Source organism: Brevibacillus sp. SKDU10 (assembly GCF_001645205.1).
Classification (GTDB): domain Bacteria; phylum Bacillota; class Bacilli; order Brevibacillales; family Brevibacillaceae; genus Brevibacillus_B; species Brevibacillus_B halotolerans.
In genome coordinates, this window is record NZ_LSSO01000002.1 from 56,521 (window position 1) to 78,345 (window position 21,825).

Sequence of the window (21,825 nt, forward strand, 5' to 3'; positions counted from 1 at the left end):
ATGAATCAACACAATCATTCATCTCAACCTTCAAAACATTCCCATGCCCATAACACTAGCATGAAGCCACATATTGTTTCATTTATTTTGTCCATTGTATTAACAGCATTAGCGTTTGCGGCGGTTATCTACATGCCAGATAAAAAAGGTTTTGTTTATCCTTATATTATCCTGTTAGGCACCGTGCAGGCTTTAGTGCAATTATACGTTTGGATGCACTTAAAGGATAAAGGTCATCTATTTCCAGTGGTGGCAATTTTCACTGGGGCGTTTATCATGGTAACATGCGTTGTCATGGCGCTGTATTGGGTATAAAGGTAAGGGAGAAGGTCCAACTTTGATTCTACAAAGATGAAGACTTAGCCCCGATCCTGTTAAAAGCGGGCTACTTGAGTAGCTCGCTTTTTTTCGTAAGAAAGACTAGCTTATTTTTCTATTATCCAGACTGAATAATTGGCTTGTTTTAGTGCTTTTGTAGAAATTATGGCAAACAAGTGAACAGGGAGAATGCATTTCCATTCTTACCTACTAAAAAGCAAGTTGGTCGCTAGCTTGTCTGAGATCGGTTCAGTATAATATACATGTATGTTTCCACTTATCAGAAAATAGAAACCTTCCGCATGAGAGGGGGATATGGATGGGTACCCATGAACAGCATTTACTTTTGCATGGTTATCAACCGAAGTTTGCGGAGTTATGGAATCCTGAATTTTTAGCTTTTGTTGTCTTGCTTGGTGTGGCCTATTTTATGTTAATTGGCCCATGGCGTAAACGGTTTATTCATGCAGAGCCTGTTTCAATAGGAAAGCAGATTACGTTTATGACCGCTCTTCTTACCTTATATGTAGCTATGGGAAGTCCACTCTATTTTTACGGGCATGTGTCGTTTACCTTGCATATGACCCAGCAATCATTGTTATTAATGATTTTCCCGCCACTTTTTGTGCTGGGCCTGCCAGTGTGGTTTATAAGAGCAGTTCTACAACCAGTTTTTGTAAGGAAATGGTTTGATCGTCTAACAAAACCATTGATATCTTTATTTATGTTTAATTTATTTTTCTCTGTTTATCATATTCCGCTTGTACTTGATTTCGTGATGCAGTACCATGGAGTTCATATTGCTTATAAGCTCGTGTTATTATTTACAGCCTTCATGATATGGTGGCATATTATCTGTCCAGTTCCAGAGTTACAACGGATTAAAAACGTCAAGCTAATGGGGTATATCTTTGCAGCGGGTGTGCTTATGACACCGGCCTGTGCGTTAATCATATTTGCTTCCCAATTGGTCTATGAATCTTATAGCTATGGACCGCAATTGTTTGCCATCCTACCGATACTCGATGATCAGCAATTGGGTGGTGTTGTGATGAAGATGGTACAGGAAACAGCATATGGAGTTGGGCTATGGCATGTGTTTTCTAAATGGTACCGTGAGGAAAATCCGACAACGGGTATTGATGAAATCGATCCGCTTGAATCCTTTGAACCCATGGAACAGCGAAAAGAACTCACTATCGTTCCCACTAGTGGGCGAGTATAAATTTTAAAAAAGAACAAGAGGAAGTGATCGAGTGCTAACGTTGTTGCCTGCACTTAGTACAAGTTTTATTGCCATCAGTGCAATCCTTGTAGCAATCGGTTGGGTTCAAGTAGCCAAACGAAAATTTGAGGCCCATAAAAAAACAATGATTGTTGCATCCGTGTTTGCCCTAGCATTTTTCATTATTTATATGTCTAGAACGATTTTCGTGGGAAATATGAACTTCGGTGGACCGGATGAATTGCGCTTATACTACCAAATCTTTTTGATATTCCATATCACCTTGGCTACAGCAGCGGCCGTTTTTGGATTGGTAACGTTATATTTAGGCTTTACCAAGCAATTTGCTAAGCATCGGAAGTGGGGGCCAGTTACTTCTATTATCTGGTTCGGTTCAGCGATTACCGGTATAGCTGTGTACTTTTTGCTGTTTATCATTTATCCAGGTGGAGAGACATCAAGCTTATTCAGAACCATTTTGGGCTTTTAAGTAAAGAATAACATACACACTCAAAAAGCAAGCAACAAGCCTCCAGATTCACTTTCAAGTGTACGTGGAGGCTTGTTTGGTATATTGTTCCGCTACTAATAATAGGGAACCAGATTATTTGTACATTGACGAGTTGTCTCTCTTGGTAATGACTAAGGACTAGCGTGTACGAGCAAATGGACTTACTGGTGGAATGTAGTTAATTTCTTCATCAAAGGTAACATAATCGAGGTTTAGCGTCAGAAGCAAAAAGCGCATACCGGTTTGCGGATCACTGATGATGATATGGTCTCGACCAGCAGTTTCTATGACTCCGCGGAAAATTTTTGCATTCCATTCGCTGTTATTTTCATAGGTCATATAGAAGGTGCCGATTTTTCCTCGATTGAAACGTAAAATATTTTCTACGTATGATTCTTCGACTACAGGAAGGGGACCACCGGGAATAACGCTACCATTTGCAGTAGGAGGCACGACTTGCTGAGGCTGTTGCTGGATTTGTTGGGTAGGACTTACCTGTGTGGGACTCATTTGTGTGGCTGGTGTCTGCTGTTGTGGAGCAGGGTAATATGGATACATGTAGCATTGTGGGTAATATGGGGTGCCGCAGGGGTCGCATCCTTGCTGAGCATAAGTATTATCATACATCTGGTTTTTCTCTCCTCTTTAATAAACTCTAGGGCAATCCTGAACGGATGGTGCAAAGAAACAATGTGCTTTAAATCGTCCAGTGTTTCTCTGGTTGAACCATGTGGGAGGGCAACTGCCGACAGGGCGATAGAACCAAAGTCCGTTGCTTGCAGGATGTGTTCGCTCTCCATTAATTACGCGCTTGGCCAATCGCTTCTCTGCTTCTCTAGCTCTTTGATAGAAATACGGTTTTTGAACTGATTCGTATCCGCCGGGACGTTGATATACCATTTGAGGAATGGTTCTTATGTTTTTAAAATCTAAGCAGTTGGCAAGAACACGATTAACAGAAACGTTTCCAACCATTAACATTCCAAGATCTCCTTCTCCTTCAGCTTCTGCCCTAAGCAGCCTAGCGAGCATGTCAAGATCACTGGAGTTATACTTAATAACAGCCATTCATTCACCTCCCCTTTTTCTCTCCTATTTCAATATATAAGTGTTTTCTTAGATAGGTGATTGTACAGTATAAAAAAACGTCTTTTTTTGAATTTTTAAGAAAAATCTATAAATACAACAAAATGAATATTGTGTGGTAGGATACTTATGTGAAGGAAACATGTTATCAATCAAGGGGGGGCAATATGAGCAATCTTTTGAGAAAAAAATCAGTTACTGACTTATTGCAACAAGGTCAAAAAAAATCATTAAACAAAACACTAACATCCTTTGACCTTTCTTTACTAGGCATTGGGGCAGTGCTGGGAACTGGTGTTATGGTACTTACAGGTATTGTAGCAGCTAGAGATGCTGGGCCTGCTGTTATTCTTTCGTTTATGATTGCTGCACTTGTTTGTGGTTTTGCTGCATTTTGCTATTCAGAATTTGCTTCCACCATCCCGGTTTCTGGAAGCGCTTACACCTATACGTATGCAACACTAGGTGAATTTGTAGCGCATCTGATGGGATGGACATTATTATCTGTTTATTTTCTTACCACTTCAGCAGTTGCTGTTGGATGGTCTGCTTATTTTAATAATTTGCTGACTGGTTTGGGCTGGGGTTTACCTGAACAGTTGGTCAGTACGCCGATGAGTGGCGGAATTATTAATCTACCGGCTGTTATCATTGTCTTACTAATCACTTTTGTATTATCTCGTGGAACAAGAGAAAGTAAGAAGTTTAACAACTTCATGGTATTAGTAAAGCTACTGGTGATCTTACTGTTTATCGCTGTAGGTGTATTTTATGTTAAACCTGAAAATTGGAACCCATTCATGCCGTATGGCGTTGAAGGAGTTTTTGCTGGAGCAGCAGCGGTATTCTTCGCGTTCCTAGGCTTTGATGCAGTATCAACCTCTGCAGAGGAGTGTAAGAACCCGCAAAAGGCTTTGCCGATAGGGATTATCTCATCACTTGTTGTTTGTACGATCCTTTATGTTATTGTGTGTCTAATCATGACAGGCATCACTTCTTATAAGAACTTAGATGTACCTGAAGCAATGGCGTATGTCCTGGAGCTTGTAGGTCAGGATACAGTAGCGGGAATCGTTGCTGTAGGAGCCGTTATTGGTATTATGGCAGTTATTTTTGCTTATGTATTTGCTGGCACTCGTGTAATCTTTGCGATGAGTCGCGATGGGCTACTTCCAAAACGCTTCTCACGTGTAAATAAAACAGATACACCAGTATTTTCTACATGGCTAACAGGATTACTCAGTGGTGGAATTGCAGGATTTGTAGAAATTAAGGAACTATCTAATTTAGCAAACATCGGTGCGTTACTCACGTTTGCTATGGTCGCATTATCAGTTATCGTACTTCGTAAAACGCATCCAAATTTGGAGCGTGGCTTTAAGGTTCCATTAGTTCCGTTCATTCCTATCTTAACAATGGTATTCTGTGTGTTCCTTATGATTAATCTTCCAGGAGCAACCTGGATGTATTTTGCAATCTGGGTGGCCATCGGAACGGTTGTCTATTTTGTTTACTCTAAGAAACATAGTTTGTTAGAGGGCGTAGGCTCTTCGGACGGATCTAAGAAAAGAAGGTAATTTGATAGGTAAAAATCATATTTTCATGTAAAGATAAGAACAAGTCACCAGTAGGGGATAGCTGGTGACTTTTCTTGTTTATATACTTCAAAACTATCAAATAACTTAGGAGAATGTGAATTTATAGATTTTTTGTAAGCGCTTTCATTTTTGGTTCGTCCATGATACAATCAATGCGTGGATAAAGCTTCTACTTTGAATTAATCATCAGAACTGTTTGAAACTATTTATGTTTAACTTACTGAGGAGGTCGAAACATGCGCATCGGTATTCCAAAGGAAATTAAAAACAACGAAAATCGAGTAGCTATGACACCAGCAGGAGCAATGAATTTGGTGAAGAATGGACATGAAATCTTCATCGAAACATCCGCAGGGCTTGGCTCTGGATTTACTGATGAACAATTTGTAGCAGCTGGGGCTAAAATCGTCCAGACTGCACAAGAAGCTTGGGGAATGGACATGGTTATGAAAGTTAAGGAACCATTGCCTTCCGAATATCAATATTTCCGTGAAGGACTTATCCTGTTCACATACTTACATTTAGCTCCAGAACCAGAATTAACGAAAGCGTTAGTTGATAATAAAGTTATAGGGATCGCTTATGAAACCGTTCAACTGAGCAATGGCTCACTGCCGTTGTTAACTCCTATGTCAGAGGTTGCAGGGCGCATGTCTACCCAAATCGGCGCTCAGTTCTTGGAAAAACAGGAAGGCGGTAAAGGTATTCTCCTCGGCGGTGTGCCAGGGGTCCAACGTGGCAAAGTAACCATTGTTGGCGGAGGAGTAGCCGGTACTAATGCGGCGAAGATGGCAGTAGGTTTAGGTGCTGATGTTACCATTATCGACCTAAATCCTGATCGCTTGCGTCAAATAGAAGATATTTTTGGACATAGCGTAAAAACCCTGATGTCCAATCCATTTAATATTGCACATGCCGTACAGGAATCTGATCTAGTTATTGGGGCTGTTCTTATTCCAGGAGCAAAAGCACCAAAATTGGTTACAGAGGAAATGGTTAAATCCATGCAACCAGGCTCGGTTCTAGTAGATATTGCGATTGACCAAGGGGGTATTTTTGAAACAACCGATCGTATCACTACTCATGATAACCCAACGTATGAAAAACATGGTGTAGTGCATTATGCGGTGGCGAATATGCCTGGTGCTGTTCCACGCACATCTACGTTTGCTTTGACAAACGTGACGGTTCCATATGCGGTGCAAATCGCCAATAAAGGCTATCAAAAGGCATGCTTAGAAAACCCTGCCTTATTAAAAGGTATAAATACACTGAATGGACATGTAGCATATCAGGCTGTTGCACAAGCATTGGGCTATGAGTCTGTAGATGCGAAGGAATTGCTAGAGCAGCAAAGCTAAAAAGCATAGAGTTGATAAAAAGGGCTATCGTACATCTTAGAAGATGGATAGCCCTTTTTTGGTGCGATACTTATCATTTGAGAGTTTGGTATTTTACAATCGTCGTTGAACAAAAAGTCATCTCGACCAAAGGACTCTACTTTGTTACAAGGTAGGAGCCTCAAGGGCCAGGATAGCGATTAAAACATTTACTTTTTAGCAGCACGTCGCTTTCTTATTTGCATGAAGATCAGCCAGCCTACGGCAAGTAGAACAGCTACAAATAAAAGCGAAATATCCATATACTCGTCAATTAACAATTTTGCTTGCTTTCCATATAAATGGAAGATTAAACCGATGAGAAAAAATTTAAAACCTCGACCAATAACAGCATAAACCATCAGTTTTTTGAAGGAGAAGCCGAGTACACCAGACAGGATGGTAAATACCTTAAAAGGAACAGGTGTAAATGAACCAATGATAATGGCAGCATCACCGTTTTTAGTCATTTGTTCTGTAGCTAGACCGATCCATTTTTCCGGAACGATTTTGTTCATCAGCGGTTTACCAAACAGTTTGCCGAGAATAAAGCCGCATGGTGCCCCCAGTAAAGAGCCGATAAAAGCAAAGAGAGCATATTCAATAGCAAGTGAAGGCTCCAATAGACTCATTGCAATCTGTAAAAAGAATGGGGGAAACGGCAAGATGATTGAATCTAGAAAGGAGAGTGTAAATAATCCCCACGCTCCGTATTGCTGAAAGATTTCATTGATTTGGTCAAGCATCGTAGTCTCCTTTATGTATAAAGTCGATTTTTCTTGTAGTCAAGGATCGAACAAAATTTGTACTTAATTAGAAGTATGGTCGTCCAGTCTGGGATATGACAAGTTCGACCCATATTATAGCATGCTACAAGGTTATACGAACACTTGGGTAAAAAGGATTCAGTTTTTTCTCAATCTACACAGATAGTTGACGTTCTCAAACTTCTCTACTACTATTAAGATAAAAATTTTGAGAATTCCGAGGGATTGTATATGAAAGATATTGGTTCTGGAGTCATAATCTTCTATTCGCCAGATGGAAAGCGTCAAGAGCTTAAAGGAGAAATTGTAGTACGAGGGGATCGTGTCTCCGTAACGGAAATCATTCGCTTCAATGGTCAGCCGAATGGTGCACGTGAAATTAATTTACCCCTAGCAAACTGTGTCATTTATTGGGAACCGGAAGTTTATGAAGAGATTGGCTACGAATAGCACTATACTTCTAGCGTAGGCAGGAATTTGATTTTATGATAGGATGAAAGGTGGAATATGCACAGGATAGGAGGAATTCCTCTTGATTGATCATATATTGGACAAAGCTCTTCGTGGCGAGCGACTTCAATTAGAGGATGGTTTAGCCCTTTTTGCTTCTGATGAAATTGAGAAAATAGGTCATGCAGCGAATCAGATCATGCAAAAGTGGCATCCTGAACCGATCACGACCTTTGTCATCGGACGGAATATCAACTATTCCAATGTCTGTGATACCTATTGCCGTTTTTGCGCCTTTTATCGCCCGCCTGGCTCGAAGGAAGGCTATGTTCTTCCAAAAGAAACAATTTTCGAAAAGATTCAAGAAACAGTTGATGTTGGCGGAACAGAAATTTTAATGCAGGGTGGTACGAATCCTGATTTAAAACTATCCTATTTTACGGATTTGCTACGCGAGATTAAACAGCGCTTCCCTACCATTACGATGCACTCTTTATCTACAGCCGAGGTAGCTAAAATGGCTGAGGTCTCCAATGTTTCAGTTGAAGAGGCCCTAAGACAGCTAAAAGAAGCTGGTCTAGATTCTTTGCCAGGAGCAGGCGGAGAAATTCTGGACAATCGGACACGTAAAAAGATTTCGCGTTTAAAAGGAACCTGGGAGCAGTGGGTGGATATCCAAAAAGCAGCCCACCGAGCAGGTCTGCCTGGAACGGCTACGATGGTTATCGGTTTTGGTGAAGAAATGGAAGAGCGAGTGTTATCTTTGCTGCGCATTCGTGATGCTCAGGATGAGACAAATGGATTTAAGGCTTTTATTGTCTGGACCTTCCAGCCTGATAATACCAACATGAAAGCTACGAAAAACACTCCAGAAGAGTATCTAAAAACATTGGCGATCAGCCGTTTGATGCTGGATAATATACCTAACTTTCAATCCTCCTGGGTAACGATGGGACCTGAGATCGGTAAACTGTCCTTGTCTTATGGAGCTAATGATTTTGGCTCGACTATGATGGAAGAGAATGTTGTATCAGCAGCGAAATGTGCTTACAAGGTAAATACAAACAAAATCCTAGAGTTAATCCGTGAAGCAGGAAAAATTCCTGCTCAACGCAATACCGCCTATGAAACTCTACACGTGTTTCAAGAGGGCGAATGGGCAGAGACGGATTTTGTTATGCAAAATTAATGAGTGTAGAGAACCGAATAAAAGCTGGCTTATTGATAGGTTGTCGTCAGCTTGGTTGATACAAAATGATAGAGAAAACCCGTCTTTTTACAGGACGGGTTTTTTGTTTTATATGAAGATTGTATGACGTTTTAAAGCGTTTTCACACTAGAAATATTCATATTTTTCATTTATTTATCTCGTAGATTAGAATAAACAAAATTGTTCTCCAGATTGTCAAAAAAAGGCCTGTTTTTTAGCCTAATTTAACATAAAAATGGAAATAAAAGGTCTTGATTATTTAGTTAGGAATGTTAGAATGATGGCGTAATGATATTTGTGTAATTTTTCACATGCGTGTGGAGAAAAAGGGAGGAGAAAGAAAATGAAAAAACTTTCACTGATGATGGCAAGTGTATTAGCAGTTTCTATGCTAGCAGGATGCGGTGCTGCTACGCAACCTGCTCCTGACAAGAAAACAGAAACAGCCGCCCCGGCTAATGCAACGGATAAAACAATGGCGGATGGCGTGTATTACGCTCAACAAAAAAATGCTGATGCGGATTGGAACTATGCAGTTGTACTAGATGTAAAGGATGGAAAAATTACCAATGTGAACTGGACTGGTATCAGTAAAGATGCGGGACCAGATAAAAAAACACTATCTAAAGATGGCAAATATGGCATGAAGGAAAAAGCAAAAGCTCAAGCTGAGTGGCATGAACAAGCCGAAAAAGTAGAAAAATTCTTGATAGAAAAACAAGACCCAGCGGCAATTACAGTGGATAACGAGGGAAAAACTGATGCAGTTTCAGGTGTATCTGTTAAGGTAAATGACTTTACTGCTTTGGTAACGGAAGCATTAGCGGCAGGTCCCCAACAACCAGGTCCTTATAAAGACGGTGCATATCATGCAGAACAGCCAGAATTTGAAAAAGATTGGAAATATACAGCGGACTTTACTGTGCTAAATGGTAACATTGTTGCTGCGAACTGGAATGCAATCAATGAAAAAGGTGAAGCAGACAAGAAAACACAGTCTAAAGAAGGCAAGTATGGCATGAAAGAAAAAGCAAAAGCACAGGCTGAGTGGCATGAGCAAGCAGCAAAAGTAGAACAGGCTCTAATTGAAAAACAAGACCCAGCGGCAATTACAGTAAATAATGAAGGCAAAACAGATGCGGTTTCAGGTGTTTCCATTAAGGTGAGCGATTTCGTGAAATTAGCTGAAGAGGCTCTAAAAGACGCGAAAAAATAAGGCAATTATGCATAGGGGGATTACCATTGCTGGTGAAAATCGTCAACGGGTAATTATCTATGGAAATGAGAGGACATGCTATGAAAAAAATAATTGTACTAGGCGGAGGTTACGGTGGTGTCTTGACAGCGAAAAAGCTGGCGAGCAAATTTAAAAAAGATACCGACGTCCAGATTACATTAATAGACCGTAAGCCATTCCACACTCTTCTAACGGAATTACATGAAGTAGCGGCTAATCGTGTTGAAGAGGACTCCATAAAAGTTGACCTGAAAAAGATTTTTGCAAAACGTAAGGTTGATGTGGTGCTTGATGAAATTTCCACGATCGACTTTGCTAGCAAAAAATTAGTGTCCGAGAATAGCACCTACGAATATGATTACCTAGTAATGGGGACAGGCTGTAAGCCATCCTTCTTTGGAATCCCTGGTGCAGAGGAGAATGCGTTTTCCCTTTGGTCCTTCGAGGATGCTGTTCATCTACGCGAGCAAATTCGCAGTATGTTTATTAACGCTTCAAAAGAAACGAATAAGCAAAAGCGTCAGGATATGTTGAGCTTCGTGGTAGTAGGTGCTGGTTTTACTGGCATTGAGATGGTGGGAGAATTGGCGGAATTCCGAGATGAATTATGCAAAACCTACGCAATAGAGCCATCTGAAGTACAACTGCACGTTGCTGATATGGCGCCTAAAATCTTACCCATTTTGCCTGACAAGCTCATTCAGAAGGCAGAGCGACATTTACATAAGTTAAACGTTAACATTATTACGAACAGTAAAATTACTGGTGTTTCCCCAGATGGAGTTGAGTTGGGCGAGAGAGGATTGCTTCGCTCTAAAACAGTTGTCTGGACAGCAGGTGTCGAAGGCTCTGACCTATTGGAAAAGGTCGAATTAGAACAAAAGGGCCGCAAGCGTATCGTGGTTAATGATAAGCTACAGAGCCCTGAGCATAACAATGTGTATGTCGTAGGGGACAACATTTTCTTTATTCCAGAAGGTGAAGAGCGCCCTGTACCCCAAATGGTGGAGAATGCTGAGCATTCAGCTCCAATCGTTGCGCATAACATCTATGTAGATGTGAAAGGCGGTACACACAAGTCCTACAAGCCTACATTCCATGGCTGTATGGTATGTATCGGTAGCCGCTATGGTGTAGCTAGTGTAGGAGTGCCAGGAAAAATGTTCTTGATGAGCGGCTTCATGGCAATGTTTGTTAAGCACTTTATCAACATGGTATATCTCGTTCAAATTTGTGGATTTAATAAAGTTTGGTCTTATCTCATGCATGAAATTTTCCATGTGAATAATAGACGCAGTTTCTTAGGCGGCCATTTTAGTAAACGATCACCTAACTTCTGGTTAGTACCTTTACGTGTTTTGGTCGGCGCCATGTGGTTGTCAGAGGGCTTAGCGAAAATGAGCAAAGTGCTAAAGGACCCTTCTAACATCTTCTTAATACCGCCATCTCCAAAAGCGGTTGACGGAATTACGTCAGCCTCACAAGCCGTACAGGATGTTGCCCAAACGGTAGATACTTCTTCGGCTGCTTCAGCAGTCGCTACAGCGAAAGAAGCGGTACAGGCACTCCCTGTACCTGGGTTTATTGACAGTATGGTAAAAGGCTCAATGGATATGTTCTTCTACAATGCAGATGGAAGCTATACAGCATTAGCCTCTGTGTTCCAAACGATGATGGTCTTCGCTGAAGTAATATTTGGCGTATTGTTGATCATCGGGTTATTCACAGCTATATCTTCCATAGCTACAGTCTGTATGGGTTTAATGATTTGGTCTTCCGGAATGGCTCCATATGAGATGCTTTGGTACCTTGGAGGAGGTATTGCCCTCATTGGTGGTTCTGGAAGCACATTGGGTCTGGACTACTATGTATTACCGCAATTAAAAAAAGTGTGGAAAAAAATCCCGTTCGTCAAACGTTGGTATTTATACGTAGACTAATTGTATAACAAGATAGCTATATCATGGAATGGGGGAATGTGCTGTGAATTGTACATTCCCCTTCTTTCCACATATAGACCCATGAAATAGAGGGATACGAAAAAGAAAAGCGTGAGTAGGGGATGAGAGAGATGAATGGAATTCGGGAATCATTGCAGAAGCTAGAGAAGCAAATGTCACCACAAGCTGGCATCACGCTTGAAGTGGATAGGCGGCTGTTGGAGGAGATGGGACATCTGCTTGATTCATTTGAGCTTTCATCTGCACGCAAAGAGCATATATTTGGGTGCTATGTCCTGTTGCAGGCTGCTTTTCGCAAGCATAAAAAGCTGACATTCGACAATCCTTGTTTGACAAAGGATATTCTAGATGGTGATTATCTGCAAAGCTTTTATTATGAATATGCATGTAAGCATGGTGAAAAGGATTTCGTGAATTTTTTGGCTCCTATTCTAAAGCAAATTCAAATCCGTTTGATCCAAGGTAAATCAATAGAGCGTATTCTCTTTCAACGCATAGAAAAATTCCTGACAAAAACAGAGCAGCAGGTGACTTATGAAGTTAGCTGACCAATTGCACATTAATCTAGACATAATTGATAAAGAGATGCTGCGCATAGTTCGGACGGATATGAGTTTACCCATGCTTTCATCCATCGCTGGCAATATAAGTCGTATGATTTTAGCAGGGGGGAAACGATTACGCCCCATGATGGTAATGGTCGGTAGCCGTTTTGGCAGAATGGCAGACCCCCAAAAAGTATTGCAGATGGCAGCTGTAACAGAATTTATCCATGTAGCTTCATTAATCCACGACGATGTGATTGATCAAGCGGATACGAGACGTGGAAAACCAACATTGCATGTGCTTACTGACATACCCACAGCGATTCATACGGCTAATTATATGATGACGAGAGTAGCTGAGCTATTGAGTAAAATGGAGGATGATAGACACCCGTATCGGGAAGAGATTACTGGTCTATTAACCTCGCGACTTTGTTTAGGCGAATATCAACAGATGGCAAACCGATTTAATTTTGATTTATCCATGGATGCCTATTTAAGCAAAACACGCAATAAAACGGCCGTGTTGATGGCAACCTGTTTAGAGATTGGAGCAAAGCTGGGACATGCAACTCCAGAAGTAACAGCTAAATTGGCGCAATTCGGTGATGATTTAGGCATGGCCTTTCAGATTCGCGATGATGTGTTAGATTTTACAGAGACATCAGAAGCGCTAGGAAAGCCAGCAGGCAGCGATTTAGCTAATGGCAATATTACGTTGCCAGTTATGTATGCGTTGCAGGACGAGTGCTTGAGCAAGTGTGTACGCCAGCTCCATGAGCAATCCACATCGAGAGAAATACAAAGTGTGGTCAAGCTAATTCGCGATAGCGACATTTTAGAAAAAGCAGACCAACTAGCAGATCAGTATTTGCAAAATGCGATGAGAATTGTCGAGGAGTTAACTGAGTTTGTGGCACATAAGGATTTGAGAGTGCTGATTGCGTATTTTGGGAAGCGGAAGATGTGATAGCTACAAAGACTAGTATTTTCTTCGTGTTGTATACCATTTTACTTCTTTTGTTTATTAAAGAAAAATAACAGATCAATGAAGATTCCAAGTAGGATGTATGATACAAAATGTATAACATACCCTCCCAATAAAATTTTTCCTTCAATTTGATTATCATTTATTATCCAATCACGAAATGATTCCTTATAGACCATATAATCTAGAAGAGGGTTCAATCCAATTAACAATATATGTTTTTGGTCATTTCCATAAAAATCGTTTAAGCAGACTATAATACTTAAAATTCCCAGCCAAAACCAAACTTTTTTAAAAATAACCATCTTTGGAATTCCTACTTTCCTTTTTAATTAGCACTAATTTCATATGAGGAAAAAGAGACAGCATATAACCTATTGCGGTCTCTTTTTTTCTACCAGGAACCTTGTTTTAAGATACGACTTAACTCGTCTGTATCATAAACATCATAAGGAGCGTATCCACCTATAGCAGCAGTTGGATTTTGATCCCTAAAATTGATATCAGCACCATAGTAATATGCTTGCCAAATGAGGGATTGGCTGAGTGGAGTCATAACCGATAAACCATCGATAAGCAAGATTTGTCTTCAGTTCTTTGATTGTCTGACGCATAGAGCTTATTCAAATAAATATTGAATAAATACGGTCTTTATTAGCACAACAGGGTCGACACTCGGTCTCCCATTATCTTTCGAGTATTTGTCTTTTACAAGTTCATATATAAAATCAATTTTACGAACTAAATGATTAGAAGGGACAAGGCTCCTTTAATGAAACAACGGACAGTTAGTAATGGGATTCTGCATCTAATATCATGGGGGCTGGCAGATCGGGTAAGGGTTGCAAGTGGGCAGGAACCGCAAAACTGATAGAGTTAATCCAAAAACCTTGATAGGTTTTTAAATATAACTGACATCTATAGAGTGTTTATTAATAAACAATGATGACTGAGGAGTGATATTGGACTACCACAAAAGATGACTAGTAGCCCAATTAATCAAAATTATTACATAAGTTCATGGCGTACATATTTTATTTTTTGTAGGCTAAGATATAAATTGTAATAAACAATAAGAAACTAATAAGTGATAATATCCGACAAGTCTTATAACGAGACATGTTTTTTTCCAATAATGATTTTATTACTTCAAAAAAATTAAACAAAAACGTAAAAGCAAATATCAATAATAAAGATAAATAATAGTATTTCATAAATACCTCCTAATATAGGTTATCCTCATCGTCAACTAATGGGATTAGATAGACGAGAAAGTCCCCTTTCAAAAAGAGGACTTGTCTTGAAGTTTAGGAGGGTAGCAATATCTCTGTCTACCCTCGAAAAATATCTTGGAAGAGATTCAAGAAGGCAAAAAAGTTATAATCTTCAAACTAATATTATTGATTCAAGGTTTCTTTCGAAAATACGAGGAATTAATTAATAATTAAATTCAATACCGAAATCAATTACCTCACTTACTGATTGAGGTTTAATTGAAAGTCCAGCTGGAAATATAGCAAATTCTACATTCCCACCCCAAGTTTGGTGGCCATATTGAAATTTAATATTTGTTGACCCTGAATTCCTTTCGTCTGTGTATACATATTGACCAATATATCCTTTGTGAAGGTTGTTATTTGGCATTGCTTCTAAATCTATTTCTCCACCAACGCCTACACCTGGATCCCAATCTTTTGGTTTGTAACTTTTGGAACATTTCCATTTTTTATCTACGTTTTCTGGCTTATGACAATAGCGAAGTGCAAAATCTTTAACTTTCCCATTTGCTGACATGGGTAAAGTCCATTTATTACTTACTGGATACCCAATACTTATTCCGTCTGTTAATCCCCAACGTGGACTATCTGTCCATTCATACTTTCCATATAAATAAAACTTCTTTTTCCCTTTCTTATCACTTTTTTCTTCGAAGGCAGTTCCTCTTAACTCCAAAGTACCACCATCTATATCTTCACCAGATAGACCTTGTATTGCCTCTTCTTTGACGACTTTATAATTAGTTGCTATTTTCTTAGCATCATTTTGAATTAGTTGGTGAAGAACTTGGACCGGATAATCATTAATCTCACTTTCTTCAATTCCAACATCATATATCAATTTCTGTATTTCTTGTTCATTTAAGGAGGAGTCTTCTCCCCAATCTGAATGTTCTTTGCTTTGTGCTGCAAACCCGATTGAAGATATCATCGTCATAAAGACTACAGCTAAGGATACAATTTTTTTCTTCATTTTAGAACCTCCAACTTGTAATTTAATAGTGATATTTACTATCTAACATTTTCTTATCGTTCTCCTAGTTTCAACTACCAGTTCAAGTCTGCGTTCAGACCATTGGTTGTTGTAATTCTTGTTTTCGTAATATTCTTGCTGGCTCTTTCTATTTCAGTTGATAAGATTGATTTCATATGCATAGAAATACTCTAGCTATTTTTTCTGAATAGCTAAAACACGGCTATATTTGTTCTAAAAGGTTTTCCGTACAGCTTATTCATATCGACCAACTAGTGTCTAAGCTTTTGAAAGATAACGATGTACTCATCTAGTTGTTGGCTCATTTGTATTACGGTTGGGTTTAAAAATGAACCTTTTTTCAAATACAACTGTGCCAATTCTTGGCGGAGGATTTCTATAAGCTTCTGCAAATCATCTTTCGATTGGGTATTTTCCATTTCACATTCCTTTATTTGAATGATACAATCAATACGAATAACAATTTTTGTTATTTGTGATGTGGGGCGTTCCAGTTAGTATGCCGACTAGGGAACGTCCCTTTTGAATTAATAAACAAACTAATTTTAATACCTCCTTTCTTCCTCCTGTGTATTAATTTACCATATGTCCTATAAATTTCTGTAGTTCAAAAAAATGTAGGACGTTCTGCAAATTATGACAAAATATTACAAAATAAAAAGAACGCGAAAAATATTGGCGTCCTTTAAATAAAATCGGTTTATTGTGGTCCTTTATTATTAACCTTGTGGATCATCATGGAATGTTTTTGCACTCTGCTGTTCTCCGTATTTCTCGAAACCCAAGAAACTTGCTACAGTAAAAAGAGAGCAAATTACAAAAGAAACAGTTGCAATTATGGTCAGATATTTTTTCAACTTCTTCTCCCTCCTTTGTTTAACCTTTATTTACCACATTATATACTTCTTGTAATCTTTTCAGAAGTCCTAATTCCATTACTTTACTTTGCTCATTATGATGAGCGTAAACTTTTTCAGAACATTTCATTATACCGCTACGGTCATTAATTTTACTGTAGAAATCCATAGCTGTTAAATATGATTCCATACCTTGATTAAATAAACCGTTTCTAACAAGAAATGTTCCCTTTAATCTATAGTATTTACCTAATTCTGAAATCTTGTAAGCTGTGAAAAGCTTAACAAATGTATTTTTTTCCTCTAGATCAAGAATTTGTTGAGCGGTGTACAAGTCGTTAACTTTAAGAAGAACCTCTAATAAATCATTTACTCGATGTAATCGGTGATTATCTTCTGCTTCCTCAACACATTCTTTTAGCAAGGGAATTGCTTCGAATTCTTGACCAGTATTTGACAGGATTATCGCACGATAATATTTAATACGTTTTATAACAAAGTCAAAGTTTAGTTCAGCATACCTATTAAGATGTTCCTCCAAAGCAGAATAGTTGCCCATTCTGGAATAAGCATTACAAATTGCTAAAGCTACACGCTCTTTTACCTCATTATCAGTTGTATCTTCGACATGTCCCATTTTACCCAGCTTAATACATTGCTCATATTTTCCTATACCATGTGCATCAAAAGCCATTAGATAGTAAAAATTGATTTTCTCCTCTTGGTCTAAGAAATCTGTGTAATATAGAATCTCTTCACCGCTTTTAAACGACTTTTCTTTCTTTTTTAGGTTTTGACTTTCTATGAAGTATTTTTGTAATAAACCCTTTGCTATATACTTAGGTACACCATGTAATCTTGCGTACTTTATAATGACATCGTATATAGTTAACTTTGCCTCATTGTCAGCTACAGTACTACTAAGATCATAGAGATGTTGTAATATTATATATGTATCCTCGTTAGGGGACTCCATGATCTGTTGTGATACCTTAGTAATCAACGGGTTGTTAGAAAGTTCAATCGATTCAAAAAGCAATTCGCCTAGAATATCTATCCGATGTTCTATATCAATATAGCGATCCATAATCTCTTCGTAGGGAATTTCCAAAGCTTCTGAAAGTGATTTTAAAGTCTTTAGCTCCGGGCGTCTTGTTTCTCCCGTTTCTATTTTGGAAATAACTCCTTTACTTACTCCTGACACTCTTCCTAATTCTGATAGGCTTACACCTAATTCTGTTCTTTTTCCTTTTATCAGTTCCCCCAGTGTTGTGAAAGTTAAACTTTCAGCCATGTTAAGCTATTCCCCTTCCTGAAATTAATAAAGCATGATATTTCTTAACATTCTAACTTAATTGTATAATTATGTAAATATGAATAAAATTATGTAACGGTTCTCTGGAAATATCTTTCAAAAAATAAAATACCTCCGCCAAATTGTTATTTACGATTCAGGGAGGTGTTTTTCCTTGTCAGTTAATAATAGGGTGAAAGGTGTTTTATATATTGATTGTATAGCGCTTATGGTACTTCAATTTATAAGCTTTTATTCTTTTGTGATATATTTGTAATATTAATATATTTTTAATTAAAGAAACCGTATTTATTTCGTAACTAACTCTTTCCATTTCTTCTCAGTCAATTCCCGACCATCCATCACTACTTTGAATTTTTTTCGTAGGTCTTCATTCGGAAAGATCAATAGGGGAGGTAGAGGAGAAAATCAAAAACTCTCTGGAGGTCATTAAGTAGTGCCCTTTCCTACCCTGACATCTAAAAAGAGCACCGCAACCCCCCTGAGAGTTTTCGATAGATTAGCTCATCATGTAAAAATCAACTAAGGTGCAAATCAAAATAACCATACTAATTACTTGATTCAGTTTATAGGAGGCCACTTTCATGAGGCTTCGATTAGCAGGTTTGATTATTTTATGCTCGGCTAAAAGCAGTACGGTCGAGATTGTTAATCCCACTAGGTAAACAAAGCCCAAATTTTGATAGAAAAAGAGGAATAACAGCAATAGAATCATGATAAAATGTAGGCCTCGTGCGATCCACAGTGCTGTTTGCAGCCCAAAATAGCTCGGGATAGACCATAGCCCTTCCTTGCGGTCAAATTCAATATCCTGCGTAGCGTAAATGATGTCAAAGCCAGCAATCCATAGCATCACGATGGTACCCAGTACAAACGGTACAAATGCAATCTCACCGGTTACTGCAAACCAAGCCCCAATAGGAGCAGACGCGATGGTAAAGCCTAAATATAAGTGGCTCAGCCACGTAAAGCGTTTCGTGTAAGAATAAGAAGAGATCAATAAAATGGCTACGGGTGACAATAGCAGACACAACGGATTTAACATAGAAGAAGCAAAAATAAAGACTGCATAGTTTATGAGAATAAAAGTGATCACTTCTTTTTCGTGTAACAAGCGTTGTGGCAGATGGCGATGGCTTGTGCGTGGGTTTTTGCCGTCAAATTCTCGATCCACGAGACGGTTAAAGGCATTAGCTCCATTTCGCGCCGCTACCAATGCTACCAATGACCAAATCAATACCTGAGCGGGGGCCAGTCCCTCGGCTGCCCAAACCATTGCAATGATGGCAAAGGGGAGCGAGAACAATGTGTGGGAGAACATCACGAGCTCTCCGAACATGCGGGATTTATGAAGGATCGTTTTCAAAACCATATTCCCTCCATTTCGCATCGACCATGCTCTTCACTTCGTCAGACATCTCTATATCATCGGGCCATTCACGTGTATGACCTTCACTTGGCCATTTCTTAGTAGCGTCGATACCAAGACGGTGACCATAGTAAGCGGTTGGAGAAGAGTGATCGAGAGCATCCAGAGGACCTTCTGTTATGACAAGGTCTCTTTTAGGATCGATATTGTTAAACACTTTCCACATTACTTTGGAAACATCGTGAGGGTCTATATTTTCATCTACTATGATAATCATTTTGGTGTACATCATCTGTCCCATGCCCCACAAGCCGTACATGACTTTTTGAGCGTGTTTCGGGAATGCTTTTTTGATTGAAACAATAGCGCAGTTATGAAACACTCCCTCAAATGGTAAATGCATATCCACGATTTCTGGTAGCATCAATTTCATTAATGGCAAAAATACACGCTCTGTAGCCTTTCCTATATAGCAATCCTCCATAGGTGGTTGACCCACAATTGTCGTGGGGTAGATCGGTGATGTACGGCGTGTCACCTTCTCTACATGAAAGACTGGATACATGTCCGCTAGTGAATAGTAGCCGGTGTGATCACCAAAAGGGCCTTCCAAGCGCCTTTCATCTAATTCCACATAGCCTTCCAAAATAAATTCGGCTTCAGCAGGAACATATAACTCATTTGATATGCACTTCACAACCTCGATTGGTTTCTTGCGCAGATAACCGGCAAATAGCATTTCATCAATCATCTTTGGCAAAGGGGCGGTAGCCGAGTAGATTAACGACGGGTCACCACCGAGCGCGACTGATACAGGCATGCGTTTATACCCTAACCTGCGATATTTCTCGTAGATTTCCTTGCCGTCCTTGTGTAAATGCCAATGCATACCTGTCGTGTTTTTATCATAAACCTGAAGACGGTACATCCCCATGTTTTGTTGTCCCGTTTCAGGGTCTTTCGTAATTACTAGTGGCAGAGTAACAAATCGACCTGCGTCCTTTGGCCAACAATGAAGAACGGGAAGCTGTGTCAGGTCAGGTTCCTCTATTACCTCCTGGCAAGGAGCAGATGCTACTTTTTTAGGAAAAATTTTGGATAGCTTGTATAGGTCAGGAGCCATTTTGAGCTGATTCCATAAACCCTTGTAATTAGCCAAATCCATGAAATTTTGTATTTCTTCTGCAACCTGATCATAATCCTGCACGCCTAAAGCCATGCTCATGCGTTTATCCGTCCCCATGCTGTTAATTAACACTGGGTAAGGAGAATTTTTTACGTTGGTGAACAATAAAGCCTTGCCATGCTGTTTGGAAATACGGTCAGTAATCTCCGTAATTTCTAAATAACTATCCACTTGAGTATCAATCGTGTGAAGCTCCCCATGATCCTGTAGGTCTTTTATAAACGCGCGTAAATTATCGTATGCCACAGTATGCTCCTCCAGTAAGTTCAGATATTAGAGTAATCGTTTGAGGGTGTCTGCTAATGCCTCCAGCATGTTTGCAATATCTTGTTCAGTGATGACTAGAGGGGGCTGGAAGGCGATTACGTTGCGATTTACACCATTCTTTCCAATGATAAAGCCACGATCTTTCATTTCCTCTAAAATGGAATCAACAAGAGGAGCTGCTTTCTCAGGTTCATTTGCATAAAGCTCCATACCGATCATGAGGCCAAGACCGCGGACATCCGTAATAGCTGCTCGATAAGCTGTCTGAATGAAAAGCAACCCTTCTTTTAACTGCTTACCGAGTTGTTCTGCACGTGCTATCAGTTGTTCGTTCTCAATATAGGAGAGGACAGCGAGAGCCGTCATAGACGAAACGGGATTGCCTCCAAGCGTAGAAGCAGAAGGGCGGTTATAATGAGCAGCAATTTCGTCATTTGTAGCAAAAGCGGCAATTGGCACGCCATTCCCCAACGCTTTTGCCATAGTTAAGATATCTGGAACAATGCCGTAATGCTCAATGGCGAACATTTTGCCTGTACGGCCAAACCCAGTTTGTATTTCATCTGCGATCAATAGGACATGATGCTCCTCTAATAGCTTCTTTGCCGCTTTGAAGTAAGCGAGCGGGGCAGGAACAATACCGCCATTGCCTTGCATGGGTTCTACAATCATGGCAGCGATGCGATCTCCTTTTTCCTCCAGCACCTTCCGCAGAGCTGATAGAGAGCGTTCTACTGCTTCTTGTTCATTCAGATTAGGATCATAAGGGCGAGGAATAAAACTGACTCCTTCCTCTAAATAGTTGTCAGAACGCCACATGGGAATGCCTGTTACGCTCATGGTTAAGAACGTCCGGCCATGTAAGCCATATTCCAATGCGATAAATTCCTTTTTGCCAGTAGCGAGCCGAGCTAGTGTTAAAGCAGCTTCATTTGCTTCCGAACCGCTGTTTACAAAGAAGGTTCGCTTCATATTTCCAGGCAGGACGCTTGCCATTTTTTCAGCCAACGCTACATTTGGTTCCGTTAAATAGATGGTGCATGTATGCTGTAATGTTTCCAGTTGCTTGATCGTTGCCGCCGTAATTGCCGGATTGCAATGGCCGCATGCGACTACGGACACCCCAGAGAAAAAGTCTGTATACGCTTTGCCGGTGCTGTCGTATACATATTGCATGTCACCTCGTACTAGCTGAGGGGGTCTTTCATAGAAATGAGCGGTGCACGGATAGAAATATTCTTTGCGCTTATCTAAAATGCCAGATGGGCCTAAGTAAGTAGTCATA

The 21,825-nt window shown here is 39.7% G+C and carries 22 protein-coding genes and 1 pseudogene; 11 read left to right on the forward strand and 12 right to left on the reverse strand.

The annotated features are described in order from the left end of the window. The 3 genes from AYJ08_RS00305 (at position 1) to AYJ08_RS00315 (ending at position 2,033) form a co-directional block, all read left to right on the forward strand. A complete protein-coding gene (locus AYJ08_RS00305) occupies positions 1-315 on the forward strand; it encodes a cytochrome C oxidase subunit IV family protein (protein ID WP_003338982.1) in 315 nt (104 codons plus the stop codon). 322 nt (positions 316-637) lie between these two features. Next, positions 638-1,543, forward strand: a complete 906-nt coding sequence (locus AYJ08_RS00310) for a cytochrome c oxidase assembly protein (protein ID WP_064016127.1) — start codon at positions 638-640, stop codon at positions 1,541-1,543. Positions 1,544-1,574: 31 nt separating this feature from the next. Beyond that, positions 1,575-2,033, forward strand: a complete 459-nt coding sequence (locus AYJ08_RS00315) for a DUF420 domain-containing protein (RefSeq protein WP_064016128.1) — start codon at positions 1,575-1,577, stop codon at positions 2,031-2,033. Positions 2,034-2,192: 159 nt separating this feature from the next. Here the strand turns inward: AYJ08_RS00315 and gerQ are convergent, their stop codons facing one another. Together gerQ and AYJ08_RS00325 are read right to left on the reverse strand one after the other, a co-directional pair. After that, positions 2,193-2,681: a spore coat protein GerQ gene (gene gerQ / locus AYJ08_RS00320; protein ID WP_064016129.1), complete on the reverse strand. Its 489-nt coding sequence runs from the start codon at positions 2,679-2,681 to the stop codon at positions 2,193-2,195. Positions 2,682-2,699: 18 nt separating this feature from the next. After that, entirely contained in the window at positions 2,700-3,122 is a 423-nt protein-coding gene (locus tag AYJ08_RS00325) for a cell wall hydrolase (protein WP_064016130.1), read from the reverse strand. A gap of 185 nt (positions 3,123-3,307) precedes the next feature. On the opposite strand from AYJ08_RS00325, the gene AYJ08_RS00330 reads away from it, so the two are divergent. After that, positions 3,308-4,717 (forward strand): amino acid permease, encoded by a 1,410-nt coding sequence (locus AYJ08_RS00330; protein WP_064016131.1) that lies wholly within the window; start codon positions 3,308-3,310, stop codon positions 4,715-4,717. A gap of 257 nt (positions 4,718-4,974) precedes the next feature. Beyond that, on the forward strand, positions 4,975-6,099 hold the full coding sequence (ald, locus tag AYJ08_RS00335) for an alanine dehydrogenase (protein WP_064016132.1): 1,125 nt from the start codon (positions 4,975-4,977) through the stop codon (positions 6,097-6,099). Between the two features lie 188 nt (positions 6,100-6,287). On the opposite strand, the gene AYJ08_RS00340 is transcribed toward ald, so the two are convergent. Beyond that, positions 6,288-6,863, reverse strand: coding sequence for a YqaA family protein (locus AYJ08_RS00340; RefSeq protein WP_031410947.1), 576 nt, complete (start codon positions 6,861-6,863; stop codon positions 6,288-6,290). Positions 6,864-7,115: 252 nt separating this feature from the next. On the opposite strand from AYJ08_RS00340, the gene AYJ08_RS00345 reads away from it, so the two are divergent. The 6 genes from AYJ08_RS00345 to AYJ08_RS00370 all read left to right on the forward strand — a co-directional run bounded on the left by AYJ08_RS00345 (position 7,116) and on the right by AYJ08_RS00370 (position 13,257). Next, complete coding sequence (locus AYJ08_RS00345; RefSeq protein WP_003335068.1) at positions 7,116-7,334, forward strand: hypothetical protein; 219 nt, start codon at positions 7,116-7,118, stop codon at positions 7,332-7,334. Positions 7,335-7,416: 82 nt separating this feature from the next. Continuing rightward, the gene (gene mqnC / locus AYJ08_RS00350) at positions 7,417-8,523 is read left to right on the forward strand and encodes a cyclic dehypoxanthinyl futalosine synthase (RefSeq protein ID WP_031410945.1); all 1,107 of its coding nucleotides are present in this window, start codon (positions 7,417-7,419) and stop codon (positions 8,521-8,523) included. 364 nt (positions 8,524-8,887) lie between these two features. Next, positions 8,888-9,760 (forward strand): hypothetical protein, encoded by an 873-nt coding sequence (locus tag AYJ08_RS00355; protein ID WP_064016133.1) that lies wholly within the window; start codon positions 8,888-8,890, stop codon positions 9,758-9,760. 80 nt (positions 9,761-9,840) lie between these two features. Further along, positions 9,841-11,721 (forward strand): FAD-dependent oxidoreductase, encoded by a 1,881-nt coding sequence (locus AYJ08_RS00360; protein WP_064016134.1) that lies wholly within the window; start codon positions 9,841-9,843, stop codon positions 11,719-11,721. 131 nt (positions 11,722-11,852) lie between these two features. Next, positions 11,853-12,290 (forward strand): hypothetical protein, encoded by a 438-nt coding sequence (locus tag AYJ08_RS00365; RefSeq protein WP_003335064.1) that lies wholly within the window; start codon positions 11,853-11,855, stop codon positions 12,288-12,290. Beyond that, complete coding sequence (locus AYJ08_RS00370) at positions 12,277-13,257, forward strand: polyprenyl synthetase family protein (protein WP_064016135.1); 981 nt, start codon at positions 12,277-12,279, stop codon at positions 13,255-13,257. Before AYJ08_RS00365 ends, AYJ08_RS00370 begins: the two co-directional genes overlap by 14 nt. Before the next feature lie 412 nt (positions 13,258-13,669). Here the strand turns inward: AYJ08_RS00370 and AYJ08_RS23215 are convergent, their stop codons facing one another. The 9 genes and pseudogenes from AYJ08_RS23215 to AYJ08_RS00410 form a co-directional block, all read right to left on the reverse strand. Next, the gene (locus AYJ08_RS23215; RefSeq protein WP_157452757.1) at positions 13,670-13,855 is read right to left on the reverse strand and encodes a hypothetical protein; all 186 of its coding nucleotides are present in this window, start codon (positions 13,853-13,855) and stop codon (positions 13,670-13,672) included. Next, a pseudogene (locus AYJ08_RS22660) lies at positions 13,797-14,038 on the reverse strand (transposase); the annotation flags it as partial. The gene AYJ08_RS23215 and the pseudogene AYJ08_RS22660, both read right to left, overlap by 59 nt. 674 nt (positions 14,039-14,712) lie before the next feature. Beyond that, a complete protein-coding gene (locus AYJ08_RS00385) occupies positions 14,713-15,525 on the reverse strand; it encodes a hypothetical protein (RefSeq protein ID WP_064016136.1) in 813 nt (270 codons plus the stop codon). 272 nt (positions 15,526-15,797) lie between these two features. Then, positions 15,798-15,965, reverse strand: coding sequence for an aspartyl-phosphate phosphatase Spo0E family protein (locus AYJ08_RS00390; protein WP_064016137.1), 168 nt, complete (start codon positions 15,963-15,965; stop codon positions 15,798-15,800). 300 nt (positions 15,966-16,265) lie between these two features. Next, entirely contained in the window at positions 16,266-16,403 is a 138-nt protein-coding gene (locus tag AYJ08_RS23220) for a hypothetical protein (protein WP_157452758.1), read from the reverse strand. A 19-nt stretch (positions 16,404-16,422) separates the two neighbouring features. After that, positions 16,423-17,697: a helix-turn-helix domain-containing protein gene (locus tag AYJ08_RS00395; RefSeq protein ID WP_064016138.1), complete on the reverse strand. Its 1,275-nt coding sequence runs from the start codon at positions 17,695-17,697 to the stop codon at positions 16,423-16,425. A gap of 520 nt (positions 17,698-18,217) precedes the next feature. Next, positions 18,218-19,090: a UbiA-like polyprenyltransferase gene (locus tag AYJ08_RS00400; RefSeq protein WP_064016139.1), complete on the reverse strand. Its 873-nt coding sequence runs from the start codon at positions 19,088-19,090 to the stop codon at positions 18,218-18,220. Further along, the gene (locus AYJ08_RS00405) at positions 19,065-20,519 is read right to left on the reverse strand and encodes a menaquinone biosynthesis decarboxylase (protein ID WP_064016140.1); all 1,455 of its coding nucleotides are present in this window, start codon (positions 20,517-20,519) and stop codon (positions 19,065-19,067) included. Before AYJ08_RS00405 ends, AYJ08_RS00400 begins: the two co-directional genes overlap by 26 nt. Positions 20,520-20,546: 27 nt before the next feature. After that, positions 20,547-21,824 (reverse strand): aspartate aminotransferase family protein, encoded by a 1,278-nt coding sequence (locus AYJ08_RS00410; protein ID WP_064016141.1) that lies wholly within the window; start codon positions 21,822-21,824, stop codon positions 20,547-20,549. Position 21,825: the final 1 nt, after the last annotated feature.